This window comes from Streptomyces sp. SID12488 (genome assembly GCF_010548275.1).
GTDB lineage: Bacteria > Actinomycetota > Actinomycetes > Streptomycetales > Streptomycetaceae > Streptomyces.
In genome coordinates this window covers 1-16,655 of record NZ_JAAGLT010000022.1, presented here as the reverse complement: position 1 = coordinate 16,655, position 16,655 = coordinate 1, and the positions used below count along the sequence as shown (strand labels likewise).

Annotated in this window: 17 protein-coding genes and 1 pseudogene; 9 read left to right on the top strand and 9 right to left on the bottom strand. The window is 69.4% G+C overall.

The features are described 5' to 3' along the window. Positions 1-134: 134 nt before the first annotated feature. A complete protein-coding gene (locus G3I56_RS28460; RefSeq protein ID WP_343240082.1) occupies positions 135-2,033 on the top strand; it encodes an AMP-binding protein in 1,899 nt (632 codons plus the stop codon). 38 nt (positions 2,034-2,071) lie between these two features. Here G3I56_RS28460 and G3I56_RS28455 read toward each other — a convergent pair whose 3' ends face one another. Continuing rightward, positions 2,072-2,962, bottom strand: coding sequence for a LysR family transcriptional regulator (locus tag G3I56_RS28455; protein WP_164413834.1), 891 nt, complete (start codon positions 2,960-2,962; stop codon positions 2,072-2,074). Positions 2,963-3,264: 302 nt separating this feature from the next. Here G3I56_RS28455 and G3I56_RS28450 point away from each other — a divergent pair, with 302 nt between their 5' ends. Further along, positions 3,265-3,762, top strand: coding sequence for a DUF6817 domain-containing protein (locus G3I56_RS28450; RefSeq protein ID WP_343240073.1), 498 nt, complete (start codon positions 3,265-3,267; stop codon positions 3,760-3,762). Between the two features lie 182 nt (positions 3,763-3,944). Next, positions 3,945-5,105, top strand: coding sequence for a N(5)-(carboxyethyl)ornithine synthase (locus G3I56_RS28445; RefSeq protein ID WP_164413832.1), 1,161 nt, complete (start codon positions 3,945-3,947; stop codon positions 5,103-5,105). A 17-nt stretch (positions 5,106-5,122) separates the two neighbouring features. Here the strand turns inward: G3I56_RS28445 and G3I56_RS28440 are convergent, their stop codons facing one another. The 5 genes and pseudogenes from G3I56_RS28440 to G3I56_RS28420 all read right to left on the bottom strand — a co-directional run bounded on the left by G3I56_RS28440 (position 5,123) and on the right by G3I56_RS28420 (position 7,065). Further along, a complete protein-coding gene (locus G3I56_RS28440; protein WP_164413830.1) occupies positions 5,123-5,620 on the bottom strand; it encodes a hypothetical protein in 498 nt (165 codons plus the stop codon). 72 nt (positions 5,621-5,692) lie between these two features. Then, a complete protein-coding gene (locus tag G3I56_RS28435; RefSeq protein ID WP_164413828.1) occupies positions 5,693-5,929 on the bottom strand; it encodes a DUF397 domain-containing protein in 237 nt (78 codons plus the stop codon). Beyond that, positions 5,892-6,113, bottom strand: coding sequence for a hypothetical protein (locus G3I56_RS28430; RefSeq protein WP_239135149.1), 222 nt, complete (start codon positions 6,111-6,113; stop codon positions 5,892-5,894). Before G3I56_RS28430 ends, G3I56_RS28435 begins: the two co-directional genes overlap by 38 nt. Before the next feature lie 70 nt (positions 6,114-6,183). Beyond that, positions 6,184-6,569, bottom strand: a pseudogene (locus tag G3I56_RS28425) (transposase); the annotation flags it as partial. Between the two features lie 103 nt (positions 6,570-6,672). After that, positions 6,673-7,065, bottom strand: coding sequence for a nuclear transport factor 2 family protein (locus tag G3I56_RS28420; RefSeq protein ID WP_067271159.1), 393 nt, complete (start codon positions 7,063-7,065; stop codon positions 6,673-6,675). A gap of 128 nt (positions 7,066-7,193) precedes the next feature. Here G3I56_RS28420 and G3I56_RS28415 point away from each other — a divergent pair, with 128 nt between their 5' ends. Both G3I56_RS28415 and G3I56_RS28410 read left to right on the top strand, forming a co-directional pair. Then, positions 7,194-7,772: a PadR family transcriptional regulator gene (locus tag G3I56_RS28415; RefSeq protein ID WP_164413826.1), complete on the top strand. Its 579-nt coding sequence runs from the start codon at positions 7,194-7,196 to the stop codon at positions 7,770-7,772. A gap of 43 nt (positions 7,773-7,815) precedes the next feature. Beyond that, positions 7,816-8,676, top strand: coding sequence for an SGNH/GDSL hydrolase family protein (locus G3I56_RS28410; RefSeq protein ID WP_164413824.1), 861 nt, complete (start codon positions 7,816-7,818; stop codon positions 8,674-8,676). 215 nt (positions 8,677-8,891) lie between these two features. On the opposite strand, the gene G3I56_RS28405 is transcribed toward G3I56_RS28410, so the two are convergent. Then, complete coding sequence (locus tag G3I56_RS28405; RefSeq protein WP_164413822.1) at positions 8,892-9,446, bottom strand: YciI family protein; 555 nt, start codon at positions 9,444-9,446, stop codon at positions 8,892-8,894. 102 nt (positions 9,447-9,548) lie between these two features. On the opposite strand from G3I56_RS28405, the gene kstD reads away from it, so the two are divergent. After that, on the top strand, positions 9,549-11,390 hold the full coding sequence (kstD, locus tag G3I56_RS28400; protein ID WP_275406853.1) for a 3-oxosteroid 1-dehydrogenase: 1,842 nt from the start codon (positions 9,549-9,551) through the stop codon (positions 11,388-11,390). A 179-nt stretch (positions 11,391-11,569) separates the two neighbouring features. Beyond that, positions 11,570-12,289, top strand: coding sequence for a thioredoxin domain-containing protein (locus G3I56_RS28395; RefSeq protein WP_239135158.1), 720 nt, complete (start codon positions 11,570-11,572; stop codon positions 12,287-12,289). Between the two features lie 37 nt (positions 12,290-12,326). Here the strand turns inward: G3I56_RS28395 and G3I56_RS28390 are convergent, their stop codons facing one another. Next, positions 12,327-13,016 (bottom strand): class I SAM-dependent methyltransferase, encoded by a 690-nt coding sequence (locus G3I56_RS28390; RefSeq protein ID WP_164413818.1) that lies wholly within the window; start codon positions 13,014-13,016, stop codon positions 12,327-12,329. Positions 13,017-13,181: 165 nt separating this feature from the next. Next, on the bottom strand, positions 13,182-13,385 hold the full coding sequence (locus tag G3I56_RS28385) for a cold-shock protein (protein ID WP_006380707.1): 204 nt from the start codon (positions 13,383-13,385) through the stop codon (positions 13,182-13,184). Positions 13,386-13,673: 288 nt separating this feature from the next. Between G3I56_RS28385 and G3I56_RS28380 the strand changes: the two genes are divergently transcribed. Both G3I56_RS28380 and G3I56_RS28375 read left to right on the top strand, forming a co-directional pair. Next, positions 13,674-14,522: a menaquinone biosynthesis protein gene (locus tag G3I56_RS28380; RefSeq protein ID WP_164413816.1), complete on the top strand. Its 849-nt coding sequence runs from the start codon at positions 13,674-13,676 to the stop codon at positions 14,520-14,522. A 105-nt stretch (positions 14,523-14,627) separates the two neighbouring features. Continuing rightward, complete coding sequence (locus G3I56_RS28375) at positions 14,628-16,325, top strand: serine/threonine-protein kinase (RefSeq protein WP_164413814.1); 1,698 nt, start codon at positions 14,628-14,630, stop codon at positions 16,323-16,325. Positions 16,326-16,655: the final 330 nt, after the last annotated feature.

Below are 16,655 nucleotides of genomic sequence, written 5' to 3'. Positions count from 1 at the left end.
CGCTGCCGAATCCGTACATCTGTGGTGAACCCACCGGAGGTGCACGCCCACCGGAAGGCCGCTGCACGCCACAGGAGCCGCTCGTGTCGTCGTCGTTCCCGTCCTCCCCGTCCTCCCCGGCCTCACAACAGATCGTGACCGCCGTGGGCTACGACGGCGAGCCGCTCCTCGTCGAGCCCGAGATCCGACGGCTGGACGGGGTCGTGCGGGAGGTGGCCGTACCGGCGTTCGTCGCGCCCGCGACGTACGGCTCGCTCGCGGACATCCCCTTCGACAACGCGAACGAGGAGCCCGGGACGACGGTCCTCAGCCGTCGTGCGCCCGACGGGACCTGGGCGGATGTCACGGCGGCCGAGTTCGCCGAGCAGGTCCTCGCGGTGGCCAAGGGGCTGATAGCCGAGGGCCTGATGCCGGGCGACCGGCTGGCCATCATGGCGCGGACGATGTACGAGTGGACGCTCATGGACTTCGCCGCGTGGGCGGCGGGCCTGGTGACCGTACCCATCTATCCGACGTCCTCCGCCTTCCAGACCCGCTGGATCCTCCAGGACTCCGGCGCCGTGGCCCTCGCCGCCGAGACCCTCACCCAGGCCGCCGCCCTCGGCCCGGAACGCGACCGCATCCCCGACCTCAAGCACATGTGGGTCTTCGAGAAGGGGCACCTGGAGCGCCTCGCGGAGCTCGGCAAGGACGTACCGGACCAGGAAGTCGCCGTACGCCGTGGGGTGTTGGGCCCCGACACCCTCGCCACGCTCATCTACACCTCGGGCACGACCGGCCGCGCCAAGGGCTGCGCGCTCACGCACGGCAACTTCTTCGCCGAGGTCGACAACGCCATCGAACTCCTCTACCCCGTCTTCCGGGAACGGACGAAGGAGGAGGCGTCGGTACTGCTGTTCCTGCCGATGTCGCACGTCTTCGGCCGGATGGTGGCCATCGCGTGCATCCGGGCAGGGGTGCGGCTGGGCCACGCCCCGAGCCTCAAGTCGGAAGATCTGCTGGGGGACTTGGCGGCCTTCAAGCCCACCTGCCTGCTCGCCATCCCCTACATGCTGGAAAAGGTCTTCAACACGGCCCGCGCGAGAGCCGAGACGGGCAAGCGGGTCGCGTCCTTCGACCGCGCGGTGGGCGTGGCCCGACGCTACAGCGAGGCGGTGGAGGACCAGCGGCACGGCATCGGCAACGGCCCCGGCCGTGCGCTGCGCACCTCGCGCGCCTTCTACGACCCCCTGGTCTACCGCCGTATCCGCAACGCCATGGGCGGCAGGGTCCGTTACATAATCTGCGGCGGCTCACCCCTCGGCCGCCCCCTGGCCGGGTTCTTCGCCGGCGCGGGCATCGAGATCTACGAGGGCTACGGCCTGACCGAGTCCACGGGCGCGGCCACGATCACACCACCGCTCAAACCCCGCGTGGGCACGGTGGGTTGGCCCCTCCCCGGCACCCGGGTGCGGATCGCCGCCGATGGTGAGGTGCTGCTCGCGGGCGAACAGATCCTGCGCGGCTACTGGGATCCGGGCGCGGGCGGTGTCGTCCCGGCGGCGCCGGAGGGCTGGCTGGCGACGGGCGACATCGGCTCCCTCGACGAAGAGGGCTATCTGACGATCACCGGCCGCAAGAAGGAGATCCTGATCACGGCCGGCGGCAAGAGCGTGGCCCCGGCGCCCATGGAGAACTGGCTGCGGGCCCACCCCCTGATCTCGCAGGCGATGGTCCTGGGCGACGGCCGCCCCTACATCTCGGCCCTGATCACCCTCGACCCCGCGGGCCTCACCCACTGGCGCCAGATGCAGGGCAAGCACCCGGTACCGGCCGAACTCCTCATGGACGACGACGACTTGAGAGAGGTCATCCAACGGGCGGTGGAGGAGGCCAACAAACTCGTCTCCCGCCCGGAGTCCATCCGCCGGTTCACCATCCTCCCCGTCGACTTCACGGAGGAGGCCGGTCATCTGACGCCGTCGATGAAGCTGCGACGGTTCGAGATCACGCGGGACTTCGCGGCGGAGGTGGAGGGGTTGTACGAGAAGTAGCGAGGGGTGGTGAGGGGTAACGACCGGCAATGGGCGCCTTAACGACCGCAACTCTCCGCGACGGTGTCCGCAAACACCCGCGCGATCGGGCTCAGCGCATCCCACCGCCGCACAGCCCAACCCACCGCCAACGGCCGAAGCGCGGGCACCGGGATCAACCGAACCGGCCCCTCCACACCCGGCACCACCAGATCAGGCACGGCCGGAACAATCGCGCACCCCAACCCCAACTCGGCCAACAACAAAGCCGTGTCCCAGTCGGCGACACTCGTGTCGAACACCGGCCGCACCCCCACCTCAGCGAACGCCGCGTCCAGACGCGCCGCGGACGTCGAGTTGGGCGGCAACCGAATCAGCCGCAGGTCACGCAGATCACCGACCTCCGCACAGTCCCGCCCCGCAAGAGCCTCACCCGCCCCCACCGCAAGCACCCACGGCAACTCCATCACCACCCGCTGCTCGATCCCCCGCACCGGCCCCCCGATGGTGATCCACGCAAGATCCAGCTCACTGTCGGCCAGCGCGGCGAAACACCCCCGGCTGGAGTTCTCCGTACGGAACTCCAGGCTCACCTTGGGGTGTTGACGCCGGAAGGTGACAACCGCCTCCGCCATGAAGTGCCGTACGGTCGTGGCGCCGGTGGCGACCCGTACCGACCCGCTCTCCCCGTCGACGAGGTCCTTGAGCTGCCGCAGCGCGAGATCCAGCCCGGCGATGCCTTCCGAGGCGGCGGCCTGCAACACGCGCCCGGCCTCGGTCGGTACGACGCCTCGCGCGTGCCGCTCCAGCAGCGCGACGCCCGTCTCCCGCTCCAGCCGCTTCACATGTTGGCTGACGGCCGACTGCGTACACGCGAGGTCACGGGCCACCGCGCTCAGGCTGCCCGCCCGGCACACGGCGACGAAGACGCGGAGGTCATCCAGGGTCACAACACCCAAGCTAACACTTGGAGTTGGTGACAGAACCTTAGGATTGACTGGCTACGGGCGAGTACGTCACGATCAGCGCAGGGCCCAGGCGGCAACCCGTCCCGCGCCCCCGCCGGGGTCCGGACCACAGGGCGGGGAGCGGACGGGTGCCGACCTTTCGCGCACCGAGAGGACGCCACCCCATGTCCGCTTCCCCTTCCCCCTCTCCGTCTCACGCTCCGTCTCCTCCATTCCCCCCTCAGCCCCCTCCTCCCACCCTCGCGACCTCCGCTGCCGCCCAAGCCGTCGGATTCCTGAGGCAGTTGGGCGCCGAGCAGATTGCGCACCCCGGCGGCACCCTGCTCGCCCACCTCTGTCGGGTCTACCGTCTGCTCGCCGCCTGGGAGGCCCGGCCGGCCCTCCGCCTGGCGGGCCTCTGCCACGCCGCCTACGGCAGCGACGGTTTCCCCACCGCGCTGCTCTCCCTCGACCGCCGCGCCGAGCTGGCGAGGGTGATCGGCCCGGAGGCGGAGGAGATCGTGCACGTCTACGCCGCCATGGACCGCAAGGCCACCTACCCGGGCCTGGCCACCCTGGACGCGCCGCTCCACGACCGCTTCACCGGTGCCGTGCGAACTCCGAACCGGAGCCGGTGCGAGGACCTCGCCGAGCTGACGGCCGCGAACGAGCTGGACCTGGCCCGAGTGAACCCGGTGTTCCGCGAACAGTGGGGCCCGGATCTGCTCGCCCTCTTCACCGGCTTCCGGCCGCTGCTGAGCGCACGGGCATGGGAGGACGTGGGGACGACGCTGGGCCGCTGACGTCGTCGGTTGTCGTCGCCGGCTGTTCGAGCTCAAACGAGCGGCGGGCACTCCGTGGACCTGGACCGGAGTACGGTAGCGGTACCGAGCGCACTTCGCACGCCGTCATCCATTTCGGCGTCGCCCTCGGGGAACGGCAATGCCGGGACGCATCGCGTCCGGTCGGAAATGAGCCGCCCCACATGAGCCTGATGACTCTCGGAGTACTCGCCTCCTCGCACAAGGAGAACGAGTTTCGCCTGCCGCTTCACCCCCGTCACCTCGACCGAATCGCACCTGACCTGCGCGACAAGATTTTCCTCGAACGGGGGTACGGTCAACGGTTCGGCGTCGCGGACGATGCGCTGCGCCCCCTGGTGGCGGGCCTGCGCTCCCGCGAGGAGCTCATCGCCGAGTGCGACGTCCTGCTGCTGCCCAAGCCGATGCACGAGGACGTCGCCGAGCTGCGCGAGGGCCAGGTGCTGTGGGGCTGGCCGCACTGTGTGCAGGACGAGAAGATGACCCAGCTCGCCATCGACCGACGGCTGACCCTGATCGCCTGGGAAGCCATGAACCACTGGACCTCCGCGGGCGCCTTCAGCGTCCATGTGTTCCACAAGAACAACGAGCTGGCCGGCTACTGCTCGGTCCTGCACGCCCTCCAGCTCGGCGGGCTGACCGGCCACTACGGCCGCCGCCTGCGCGCGGTGGTCATCAGCTTCGGCGCCACGGCGCGCGGAGCGGTCACCGGGCTGGGCGCCATGGGGGTCACCGACGTCACGGTGCTCACCCAGCGCGCCGCAGCGGCGGTGGCCTCGCCGATGCCCTCGGTCGTGATGTCCCACTTCGAGGAGCAGGAGGACGACCCGTCGCGCCTCCAGGCAGCCACCCCGACCGGCCCTGTGCCGCTCGCGGAGTACCTGGCCGGGTTCGACATCATCGTCAACTGCATCCTGCAGGACACCGACGCGCCGCTGACGTTCGTCAACGACGAGGAACTCGCCGGGTTCCGGCCGGGGACCGTCTTCATCGACGTCTCCTGCGACGACGGCATGGGCTTCGAGTGGGCCCGCCCGACCACCTTCGGCGAACCGATGTTCACGGTGGGACCTGGCTGTCACTACTACGCGGTCGACCACAGCCCGTCCCACCTGTGGAACTCCGCCACCTGGGAAATCAGCGAGGCGCTCCTGCCGTACCTGCGCAAGGTCATGAGCGGCCCGGTGGCATGGGATGCCGACGTCACGGTCCGCAAGGCCATCGAGATCCGCGACGGCGTCGTCCAGAACCCGAAGATCCTCAGCTTCCAGCATCGGTCGGCGGACTTTCCCCATGCTTCTTCGCTGAGCTCAGCAGCTTCATAACGGGCTCACGGGGTGTGTCACTGCCCGGCGGAGATCGACCAACGCACCCCGGAAGTGCCCATGATCTGGACGTACGCGTCCGGGTCCGGGTCGCTGATCTCCATCTCGTTGTAGATGGTGGCGACCTTGCCGTCCGCACACTCCTCGACAAAGCTCATGCCGAGGTCGGGGACCTCGACCTTCACGGTCCCCTTGCCCTCGCAGTTCAGGGCGATCCCGAGGGTCCCTTTGTGGAGCCCGCCCTTGAAGGGGATGGCACGCCCGAACTGCCCGTTGGCGAACGAGGCGATGGTCTTTCGGTCGATCTGCGGAGCCTTGCTGACGGTGTCGGCGTAGGGGCGGTCTTCAACGGCGTCGTCGGCGGGCTCGGCGGAGACGGTGGGCGTGGGTGTGGCAGGGGCCGACTTCTTGGCCGAGGTCTTCGGCCCGTCGTCGCCGCTGGTGCAGGCGGTGCCGGTCAGCAGCACCGCCGCGCAGATCGCTGCCGCTGTGGCCGCGCGGGTGGTCATGGTCATGCCCTGATCATCACCGCGCAGGGTCCCGGTAAGTCCACCTCGGCCGCGTACGCAGCACAGCTGTTACAGCTGTTACACAGACGCCTGGCGGAGGAAGAGGGACCAGGTGGTGGGGGAGAGGGTGAGGTGGGGGCCGGTGGGGTTCTTGGAGTCGCGGAGGTGGATGGCGTGGGGGCAGGCGGCCACCTCTACGCATTCGCCGCCTTCGCCACTGCTGTGGCTGGACTTGCGCCAGGTGTAGGCGGCTTCGAGGCAGTCGCCGCCTCCGCCGCTAGTTAGTGTGATGCGCAGCATCGGCTGGCCACACATCTTCGCTCCACAGTGAGGTATCGCGGGCCACGATCCGGATCATGCTGGTGAGCAGTGAGGACGCGGCGCGTAGCCGCTTGTTGTAGCCGAACTTCTGGGGCACGTGGGGAAACAGGTGGCCGAAGTCCCGCCCGACGCGGCGAAGTCGGCGCCGGCCAGAGGTGTATCCGAGCAGCGCCGACATGACCGCGAGCGTGATCAGCTCGGCGTCACTGAGTGGGGGCGTGATTCCGACGGCAGGCCGCCACGGTGTCTCATTTGGTGAGCCGGCGGTAGCAAATGAGGGTGCAGGCGATGGCTGCGAAGGCCAGGAAGTGTTCGGCCTCGCGCTCGTAGCGGCGGTGGAGCCGACGGCAGCCGGCGAGCCAGGCCATGGTGCGCTCGATCGTCCATCGGTGGCGGCCCAACCGTGTGGAGGGATGCCGCGCTTGCGCAGCCATCGGCGCAGTTGGTCGTAGTCGTAGTCCGTGTCGGCGTGCAACTTGGCGGGCTTACGTCGGCGTGGCCCTCGGCGGGAGCGGATCGGCGGGACCCCGCGCACGAGCGGCTCCAGCGCCTGGCTGTCGTGCAGGTTAGCGCCGGAGATGCCGACGGAGAGGGGTAAACCGGTCCGCTCCGTGATCAGGTGGATCTTCGAGCCGGTTGTGACGCCTCACAAGGAGGTGCGTCGTCCCGCATGCTGGAGGGTGGCGGCGGTCAGTCAGGCGTTCCCGCGCCGATGACCACGGCGTCGGTCGTCGGGCTCACTGCTCGGCGGCCTCTCGGGCGATCTTCTCGAACTGGGCGCCCATGGCCTCGGACAGCGCGTGGGCGGCCGACAGCGGGCGCACCATCACCGTGAAGTCGTCGATCTTGCCGTCCTCGTCGAAGTGCAGGAAGTCGCAGCCCTGGAGTTTCTTTCCGGCGACGCTCGCGGTGAAGACGAACGCGTGGTCGCGGCCGTCGGGGTTCGCGATCTCCCGGACGTAGGTGAAGTTCTCGAAGACCTGTGTCACAGCGCGCAGGATCGCGGTGGTGATCGCCTTGCCCGGGTACGGCTTGAAGGCGACCGGGCTGGTGAAGACGACGTCGTCGGCCAGAAGGGCGGCCACGGCGTCCAGGTCACCGTTCTCGACGGCCTTGCGAAAGGGGTGCATGATCGACCTCGATACTCAACAAGTTGTATATGTGTAGAGGAGGGTAGAGGCGACTCCGGTGCTTGTCGAGGGTGCGGCGCTCCGGCAGTGCTCACCATTGGATGCTCGCTGGGCCGTACCTTGCTCCCATGGCATTGCGGAACGCGGTGATGGCCGCGCTGCTGGAGGGCGAGGCGTCCGGTTACGACCTCGCGAAAGGCTTCGACGCGACGGTCGCGAACTTCTGGGCGGCGACGCCTCAGCAGCTCTATCGGGAGCTGGAGCGTATGGAGGCCGAGGGGCTGGTCGCGGCCCGCCTCGTCGAGCAGCGGCGGCGTCCCAACAAACGGCTGTTTTCCCTGACGGAGGCTGGGCGGGAGGCTGTGCGCGCATACACGGCCGAGCCACCGGGTCGGCCCGCGGTCATCAGGGACGAGCTGCTGGTCAAGGTGCAGTGCGCGGACGCCGGCGACGTCGAGGCGGTGCGCGCCGCCGTCGTCGAACGCATGGAATGGGCCACGGCCAAGCTGGCCCGCTACGAGAGAATCCGGCAACGACTGCTGGGCGGCCGCTCGGAGGAGGCGTACTTCGCCGAGGCCGAGCGTATCGGCCCGTACCTCACTCTGCTGCGCGGGATGTCGTTCGAGCGGGAGAACCTCCAGTGGGGCGACATGGCGTTGCGCAGGCTCGACCAGCGCGCCAAGGTTAATACTCAAAAAAGTGAGTAGAGTGATGGCTCTTCCGGTGATCGCGAGAAGGAGCCAGCCGCTCATGTCAGGCACTGAGACCCGCTACCTGCGCTTCGTGGCCCTGGGCGACAGTCACACCGAAGGGGTGGGCGACGCCGACGATCTGACGGGCCTGCGCGGGTGGGCAGACCGGCTCGCCGAGCACCTGGCTCGGCACAGCCCGCAGCTCCGGTACGCCAATCTCGCAGTACGGGGCCGTCTGGCCGGGCAGGTCCACGCGGAGCAGTTGCCCACGGCGCTTGCGCTGCGGCCGGACTTCGCGACGGTCGTGGCCGGAGTCAACGACATGCTGCGCCCCCGCTTCGATCCGGATGAGGTGGCCGCGCATCTGGAGGCGATGTTCGCCGCGCTCACCGGCCAGGGGGCGCGCGTGGCGACGCTCACCATTCCCGACATCGCGCGCATCACTCCACTGGCCCGTCCGCTCCGGCCGCGTCTTGAGGCGCTGAACCACCGCGTTCGCGCGGCGGCGCACCGGCATGGTGTCGTCGTCGCCGACGTCACCATGTATCCGGTGGCAACGGATCCACGCCTGTGGAGTCAGGACCGCCTCCACTCGAGCCCACTCGGCCACCAGCGGATCGCGGCGGCGCTCGCTCACTCGCTCAACCTGCCAGACGCTGACGCCTCCTGGACGCACCCGTTGCCCGTCCTGCCTGTTGGTCGGGCACGATTCTTGCGTGCCGCGTCAGCCGAGGTGCGCTGGGTCGCCGGATTCCTAGGTCCGTGGATCGGCAGGCGCGCGCGTGGGCGTTCCTCCGGAGACGGTCGCGTGGCCAAACGCACGAACCTCATGTCCGTCGGCAGCTCCGGCCAACACTTCGGCCGTGCCTTCCAGCGTGGGCAAGAGCCCTCCGCCGACCTGGCAGACGCCTCGGAGTAGCGAGATCCGCTTGTCCGAGCATGAGTAGCGGTCGGTGCTTGCCCCGAGTCGGGAACGACGAACGATGCCCACTACGTCCTTCACGAGCACGCGGACGCCCACGACAACCTGCTGTGCATCGAGGTGGCCAAGAACAAGGACGACCCGAACCGGCTAAGACGTCGTTTCATCCTGTTGTTTCATCCAGGGATGAAACAACAGGATGAAACGACCTCTTACTGCCGCCCGCCGAACTGCCAGTCGTGCACCTCGATGTCGGCGTACCGGTCCGGGGCCAGGAAGACGGTGCGGGCCGTGGCCGGGTCCGGCGCCCGGAGAAGCGCCGCCGTGCCCAGCCAGGTGGTGCCGTCGTCGGACAGCAGCGGCCCGTAGGCGATCAGGTCGTCGTCCCGGTCGGGCGGTAGGGCGAGGTCGGCGGGCTCGCCGGTTCCGAGGCCGAGGACCAGGTACCGGTTGCCCTCGGTAGGGCCGCCGGGGAAGTCCCACATCGTGCGGCCCAGGGTGTTGCGCCAGCGGCGCAGCAGCACGTCCCGGTAGACGCCTGCCTGGTAGCCCGGCTCGTCGAAGGCGAACGCGCGGGCGGTGGCGGGGTCGGGCAGGTCGAGGATGTGCACGCTGCCGGTGAGGGTCTCGCCGTCGGCGGTGAAGGTCGGGCCCCGGGCGATCATCTCCTTGGCGTACTGGTCCATGTACGACCAGTGCTCTTCCAACAGTTCGTAGCGCAGCGCGAGGGAGTCGGGACGGTCGCGGTGGTAGCAGAGGAACTCCATGCGGAAAGGATCTCTCCAGGGGGAGGCGCGGTCGAGCGGGTTTCACTGTCGGTCAGGTATAGGCCTTGACTTCCCAAGACCCAAGCACGACATTCCCGCCCCATGAACCCAGAAGCGGACCCCGCGAGACGTACCGACCGTATCGACCGTTCCGAATCTTCCGGACGTGCCGAACTCCCTTCCAGACGAGGCGTGTTGGCCGGCGCCGCAGTGGCGGGTGTTGCGGTCGGGGTGGGTGTCGCGGCGGGGCAGGGGACGGCCCATGCCGCAGCCCCGTCCCTCGCCCCGCCACCCCTCCTCGGGACGTACGACGTCGTGGTCGTCGGAGCGGGCGCCGCCGGGATGACCGCCGCGCTGACGGCCGCAAAGCAGGGGCTGACCTGTGTCGTTGTCGAGAAGGCGCCCACTTTTGGCGGGTCCGCGGCCCGCTCCGGCGCCGGGATCTGGATTCCGAACAACCCCGTGATCCTGGCGGCCGGGGTGCCGGACACTCCGGCCAAGGCCGCCGCCTATCTCGCGGCGGTCGTCGGACCGGACGTCCCCGCCGCCCGACAACAGGCATTCCTCGCCCACGGACCCGCCATGCTCTCCTTCGTCATGGCGAACAGCCCCCTCCGCTTCCGCTGGATGGAGGGATACAGCGACTACTACCCGGAGTTGCCCGGCGGGCTTCCCAACGGCCGTTCCATAGAGCCCGATCAGCTCGACGGAAACATCCTGGGCGCCGAACTCGCCCACCTCAACCCGCCCTACCTCGCCGTCCCGTCCGGCATGGTCGTCTTCAGCGCCGACTACAAGTGGCTCGCCCTCGCAGCCGTGAACGCGAAGGGCGCCGCCGTCGCCGGCGAGTGCCTGGCGCGCGGCACGAAGGCCGCCCTCAAGGGCCAGACCCCGCTCACCATGGGCCAGGCACTCGCGGGCGGACTGCGCGCGGGCCTGGCGTCGGCGGGAGTGCCGGTCTGGCTCAACACCCCACTCACCGACCTCTACTCGGAGTCCGGAGCAGTCACCGGAGCCGTCGTCACCCGCAACGGCACCGCCGGTCTCCTCCGCGCCCGACGAGGCGTGATCGTCGGCTCCGGCGGCTTCGAGCACAACGCGGCGATGCGCGCCCAGTACCAGCAGCAGCCCATCGGCACGCAGTGGACGGTCGGCGCGAAGGAGAACACCGGGGACGGAATCCGCGCGGGGGAGCGCGTCGGCGGTTCCCTCGCCCTGATGGAGGACGCCTGGTGGGGCCCGGCGATCCCGCTCCCAGGCGAGCCGTACTTCTGCCTCGCCGAACGCACCCTCCCCGGCGGCCTGTTGGTCAACGCGGCGGGCTCCCGCTTCGTCAACGAGGCCGGTCCCTACAGCGACGTCGTCCACACCATGTACGAGCGCGACGCCACCGACCCGGACATCCCGGCCTGGCTGATCGTCGACCAGAACTACCGCAACCGCTACCTCTTCAAGGACGTCACGCCGACCTTCGTACTCCCGGCCGACTGGTACAACTCCGGTGCCGCGTACAAGGCTTGGAGCCTCGACGCCCTGGCGACCTCCATCGGCGTCCCGTCCGCCGCCCTCCGTACCACGGTCAGCCGCTTCAACTCCCTTGCCCTGAACGGCGACGACACCGACTTCGGGCGCGGCGACAGTGCGTACGACCACTACTACACCGACCCGGCCGTCCTCCCGAACTCCTGCCTGGCCCCTCTGTGGCTGCCCCCGTACTACGCCTTCCGGATCGTCCCCGGCGACCTCGGCACCAAGGGTGGCCTACGGACCGACGCCAAGGCGCGGGTACTGCGGGCCGACGGCACGACGATCCCCGGCCTGTACGCCGCCGGCAACGCCAGCGCCGCCGTCATGGGCCACAGCTACGCGGGCGCGGGCTCGACGATCGGCCCGGCGATGACGTTCGGATACGTGGCGGCACTGGCAGCGGCGGGGGTGCTCTGACCGCCGGGGGGACCACTGGGGCCCGCAGCCGGGCGATATACCTGTGCGTTCTGCATGAACATGCCTTAGTGTCACGCTGATTGCTGGGGAGGCAACAGGTGCGCGTAAGGCACGGGGGGCGGTTCGCCGCGTCAAGAAGGACGACGGCGGTCGCGGTGGTCGGCATGGCGGTACTGGGCATGGCGCTCGTCACGGGATGCGGGCAGCGGTACGGGGATCCGAAGCCGTACGACACCCTGGCGCAGGTGCCGGAGAAGCTCGCGGTGAGTGGCACGACCATCATGGTCGGCGACCCGACCGCCGAGGTGACCGTGCACCTGTACGAGGACATGCGCTGCCCGGTCTGCGAGGAGTTCGAGACGACCGGCGGCGGCCCGGAACTCCAGAACGCCGTGCTGCGGCGGGAGGTCAAGGCCGAGTACACCCTGGCCTCCTTCCTCGACGACAGGTTCGGCGGGAGCGGCTCGAAGAAGGCGGCCAACGCGCTCAGGGCCGCGCTGGACGCCGACCGGTTCGCCGAGTACCACGAGGTGCTGTACGCCAACCAGCCCGAGGAGGAGGTCGACGGCTTCACCGACGCCCGCCTCCTCGAACTGGCCGAGCGGGTCGACGGGTTGCGCACCCCCGCGTTCGAGTCGGCGGTGAGGACGATGAAGTACCGCTCCTTCGTCACCGCCTCCGAGCACGCCTACGAGACTGTCGGCACGGAGCCCGGAAAAGGCCCGGGAACACCGACCGCCGTGATCGACGACGTCCGTGTCCCCGACGAGATAAACGGGGCGCTGTACGACCCGACCGCCTTCGGGAAGCTGTTGCAGCTGATCCAGGACAACCCGGGAGAGTGGCAGCAGTACAAGGACTACAAGCCACTTCCGGACCCCGAGGACTACGGATACTGAGCCGGAACCTCCTGAATCCCTCAGCCCCGCAGGCCGGTCACGGTCTGCGGGCCATCAGGAACGCCTGCTCGGACGACTCCCCGGCCTCCTCGTCCGCCGCCCGTACGGTCTGTGACGCGAGCGTGAACCCGGCCTCCGCCAGCAGTTCGGCGATCCACTCGGGCCGGCGCCGCTGAAAGGTCATCGATACGGGGCGTCCGAAGGGCTGGTCGTGGTGCTTGTGCACGTCCCCCGCCTGGAAACCGAGCAGCAGATGCCCGCCCGGCGCCAGTACACGACGGAACTCCGCGAAGAGGCCGGGCAGTCGGTCGGCCGGGGTGTGGATGGTCGAGTACCAGGACACGACACCGGCGAGGGTGCTGTCGGCGAGGTCCAGCTCCAGCATCGAGCCCTGCTCGAACCGCAGCCCCGGATGCTCCCGCCGGGCCACCGCGAGCATCGCCGCCGACAGGTCCAGCCCGAACACCGACAGCCCGAGCGAGTCGAGGAACCCGGTGACCCACCCCGGCCCGCACCCGAGATCGGCGACCTGTCCGCTGCCGCCCCCTGAACCCCGTACGAACTCGGCGTACGCGGTGAGCACGGCCCGCTCCAACGGCTGGGCGGCGAGCCCGGAGCGGAAGCGGTCGAAGTAGTCCTCGGCGATGGCGTCGTAGAAGACGCGCGTCGCGGCGACGAAGTCGGGGTTGGCGTCGGGCTTGGCGTCGGCGTTGGTCTCGGTGGTCATGGAGGGGACGCTAGCGGGGCCCACTGACAATGCGGCCGACCACGGACAACGCGGCCGGCCTCGCCGGAAAAGGCAGGAGCTCCGATGCCGTCGTGACGGCTCGGAGCTCCTTGGGGTACTGCACACGTTCCGGATCAGAGCGTTCGGCTCAGCTGAGCCGAAGACTTAGATCGGGCTGACGTTCTCCGCCTGCGGGCCCTTCGGACCCTGCGTGACGTCGAAGGAAACCGCCTGGTTCTCTTCGAGAGAGCGGAATCCGCTCGCGTTGATCGCGGAGTAGTGGACGAAGACGTCCGGGCCGCCGCCTTCCTGGGCAATGAAACCAAAGCCCTTTTCGGCGTTGAACCACTTCACGGTTCCGGTAGCCATAAGCCCTCCCTGGGCCCAAAGGGTTGCCCTGCTCCAGAACCTGCAAGGTGTAAACAAAAACTTGTAAACAACTGCATTCATCTGAATACGACGAGAGCCCACGGTCAGATGCTCCGCAGGCTCTGTACTGCAAGGGAAACCAAACTGCAACTTGCGGCGAGCCTAGCATGCAGGCACCTGAAAGCAATAGAGGTCAAGATCACGTCACCCGGACGTTTGAGGGGCGGCTCACGGCCTTGACAGCCCCCGGGAGGGTGCACCGTACCGAACGCCCGTTAGCCTCGCGATGTGGACAATTCTCGCACCCGGCCGCGCGTCGGCCACATTCAGTTCCTGAACTGCCTGCCCCTGTACTGGGGGCTCGCGAGAACAGGCACGCTCCTCGACTTCGAGCTGACCAAGGACACCCCTGAGAAGCTCAGCGAGAAGCTGGTGCGCGGCGATCTCGACATCGGGCCCATCACGCTCGTCGAGTTCCTCCGCAACGCCGACGATCTGGTCGCCTTTCCGGACATCGCCGTCGGCTGCGACGGCCCGGTGATGTCGTGCGTGCTCGTCTCTCAGGTCCCATTGGACCGCCTGGACGGCGCACGGGTGGCGCTCGGCTCGACCTCCCGCACCTCCGTGCGCCTGGCGCAACTGCTCCTGACCGAGCGTTACGGCGTACGGCCTGACTACTACACGTGTCCGCCCGATCTCAGCCTGATGATGCAGGAGGCGGACGCCGCGGTGCTGATCGGGGACGCCGCCCTGCGCGCCAACCTCCTGGACGGCCCGCGCTACGGCCTTGAGGTGCACGACCTGGGCGCCCTGTGGAAGGAGTGGACGGGGCTGCCGTTCGTCTTCGCCGTGTGGGCGGCCCGGAAGGACTATCTGGAGCGCGAACCGGTCCTGACCCGCAAGGTCCACGAGGCGTTCCTCGCCTCCCGCGACCTCTCTCTGGAGGAGGTCGGCAAGGTCGCCGAGCAGGCGGCCCGTTGGGAGGAGTTCGACGCGCAGGTCCTGGAGCGCTACTTCACGACCCTCGACTTCCGCTTCGGCGCACCGCAGCTGGCGGCCGTGCGGGAGTTCGCCCGCCGGGTGGGCCCCACGACGGGCTTCCCCGCGGACGTGGAGGTCGACCTCCTGGAGCCGTAGGCTGCTGCTCGCGCACGGGACCGACGCGCGCAATGCGGGCGCACGCGGGTGTGTGCGGGCATATGTGAGCGCATGAGGTGTGTGTACGGGGGAGAGGTGGGGGTCATGCAGCCACTGGACGTCGGTGACTCGACCGTCGTGGGGCCCTACCGGCTGCTCGGGCGGCTCGGCTCGGGCGGGATGGGCCGGGTCTACCTGGGGCGCAGCGCCGGCGGCCGTACCGTCGCGGTCAAGATCGTGCACCCGCACTTCGCGCTCGACGAGGAGTTCCGGGCCCGGTTCCGGCGCGAGGTCGAGGCCGCCCGGCGGGTCGGCGGCGCCTGGACGGCCCCCGTCCTGGACGCGGACCCCGAGGCCCCGGTGCCATGGGTGGCGACGGCGTACGCGGCCGGCCTCTCCCTCACGGCGGCGATCACGGGCGACGGTCCCCTGCCCCTGGATTCCGTACGGGCGCTGGGCGCCGGCCTCGCCGAGGCGCTCACCGCCGTACACGCCCTGAACCTCGTCCACCGGGACGTGAAGCCCTCGAACGTCCTGCTCACCCTCGACGGCCCCCTCCTCATCGACTTCGGCATCGCGCGGGCCACGGACGGCACGGCGTCCCTGACGTCGACGGGCGTCTCGGTCGGCTCGCCCGGCTACATGTCACCGGAACAGATCCTCGGCAAGCCGATCACGGGAGCGGCGGACGTCTTCTCCCTGGGCGCGGTACTGGCGTACGCGGCGACCGGAAGATCCCCTTTCCCTGGTGACTCCTCGGCGGCCCTGCTCTACAAGGTCGTCCACGAGGAGCCCCAACTCGACGGGCTCGGCGGTGAGTTGCGGGAGGTGGTCGAGGAGTGCCTGGCGAAGGACCCGGCAGCGCGACCGGCCCCCGGCGAGGTGGCCCGGCGGCTGGCTCCGGAGGGCGCGGCGCGGCTGGTGGCGGGCGGGTGGCTGCCGGGGGTGCTGGTGGAGCGGGTCAGCCGGAGCGCGGTGGCGCTGCTGAACCTGGAGGTGGCAACTGCTGAGGCGGACTCTCAGGAGGGTTCGCTGTCCGGGCCGGTGGGTGCGGTGGGGGAGTTCGGGCCGCCGCCGGTGATGCCGGGTCCGGTGCTTCCGGCGCTGCCGGGGCCTCGGGACGCGGAACCGGAGCGGGAGCCGGAACCGGCCGACCGGACGCCCGGCAAGGTCTCCGTGAGCCTGGCGGCGACCTCCACGCCCGTCGCGGGCGGGCGCGGACGGAAGCTGAGCTGCACGGTGGCCCTCGCGGTGGCGGGCGCGATGGCCGCGGTGACGGTGGGCTCGGTGTATGTGTTCGACCTGCTGCCGGGCGGGGGCGCCGACGACGACACCGCGCAGAGCAGCGGCGCCGACGCGGCCAGTTCCCCGGTGCCGACCGAGGACTCCGGCCAGGTCGAGGAGAGCCCGGTGCCGAGCACCTCGTCGGGGGACGTGGTCACCGGGCCTACGGCGATCCCCGCGTCCTATGTCGGAACCTGGGAGGGGCCGGCCGTCGCCCTCGAGGGCACGCTGCCGATGGGGACGTTCCGGGTGACGGTCCAACAGGTCGCCGTGGGCGAGAAGTTGGGCACCTTCCGGCAGACCGACCAGATCGGCGGCATCTGCGACGACGACCTGTTCCTGAAGGAGGTCACGAAGACGCAGCTCGTCGTCACGTCGATCGCCGACAAGTCGAACAGGAGCGTGTGCACCACGGGTTCGCACAGGGTGCTGCTCACTCCGGTCGGCGACGACCTGAAGTACGAGACGGACAACCCGGAGGCGGGGGATCCGGTGGCTCGGATGTCGCGGGTGGGGTAGGGGAATTGGGCGAGATTTCCCACCCACCCCCCGGCTTCCAGCCCGTTGGCGGGGCGCCCTCAAACCACACCGCCGACCCGGCGTCCGATGGGCGAGGCCGCTGCAGCCCAGGCCTTGCTTCCCACCCACCCGCCCGTTTCCAGTCCGTTCGCCGGGCGCCCTCGAACTTCTCGACGGCGAGCGGCATTTCCCACCCGCCCCGTCTAGGCCGTGTTTTGGAACTGAGTCCCTGACCATGCTTCATGCCGTGATGATCTAGGTGTGGGGCGTGGGGATCTTTCGGATGAGCAGTGGTCGGTGCTGGAGCCGTTGTTGCCGGTCGTGGGGCTG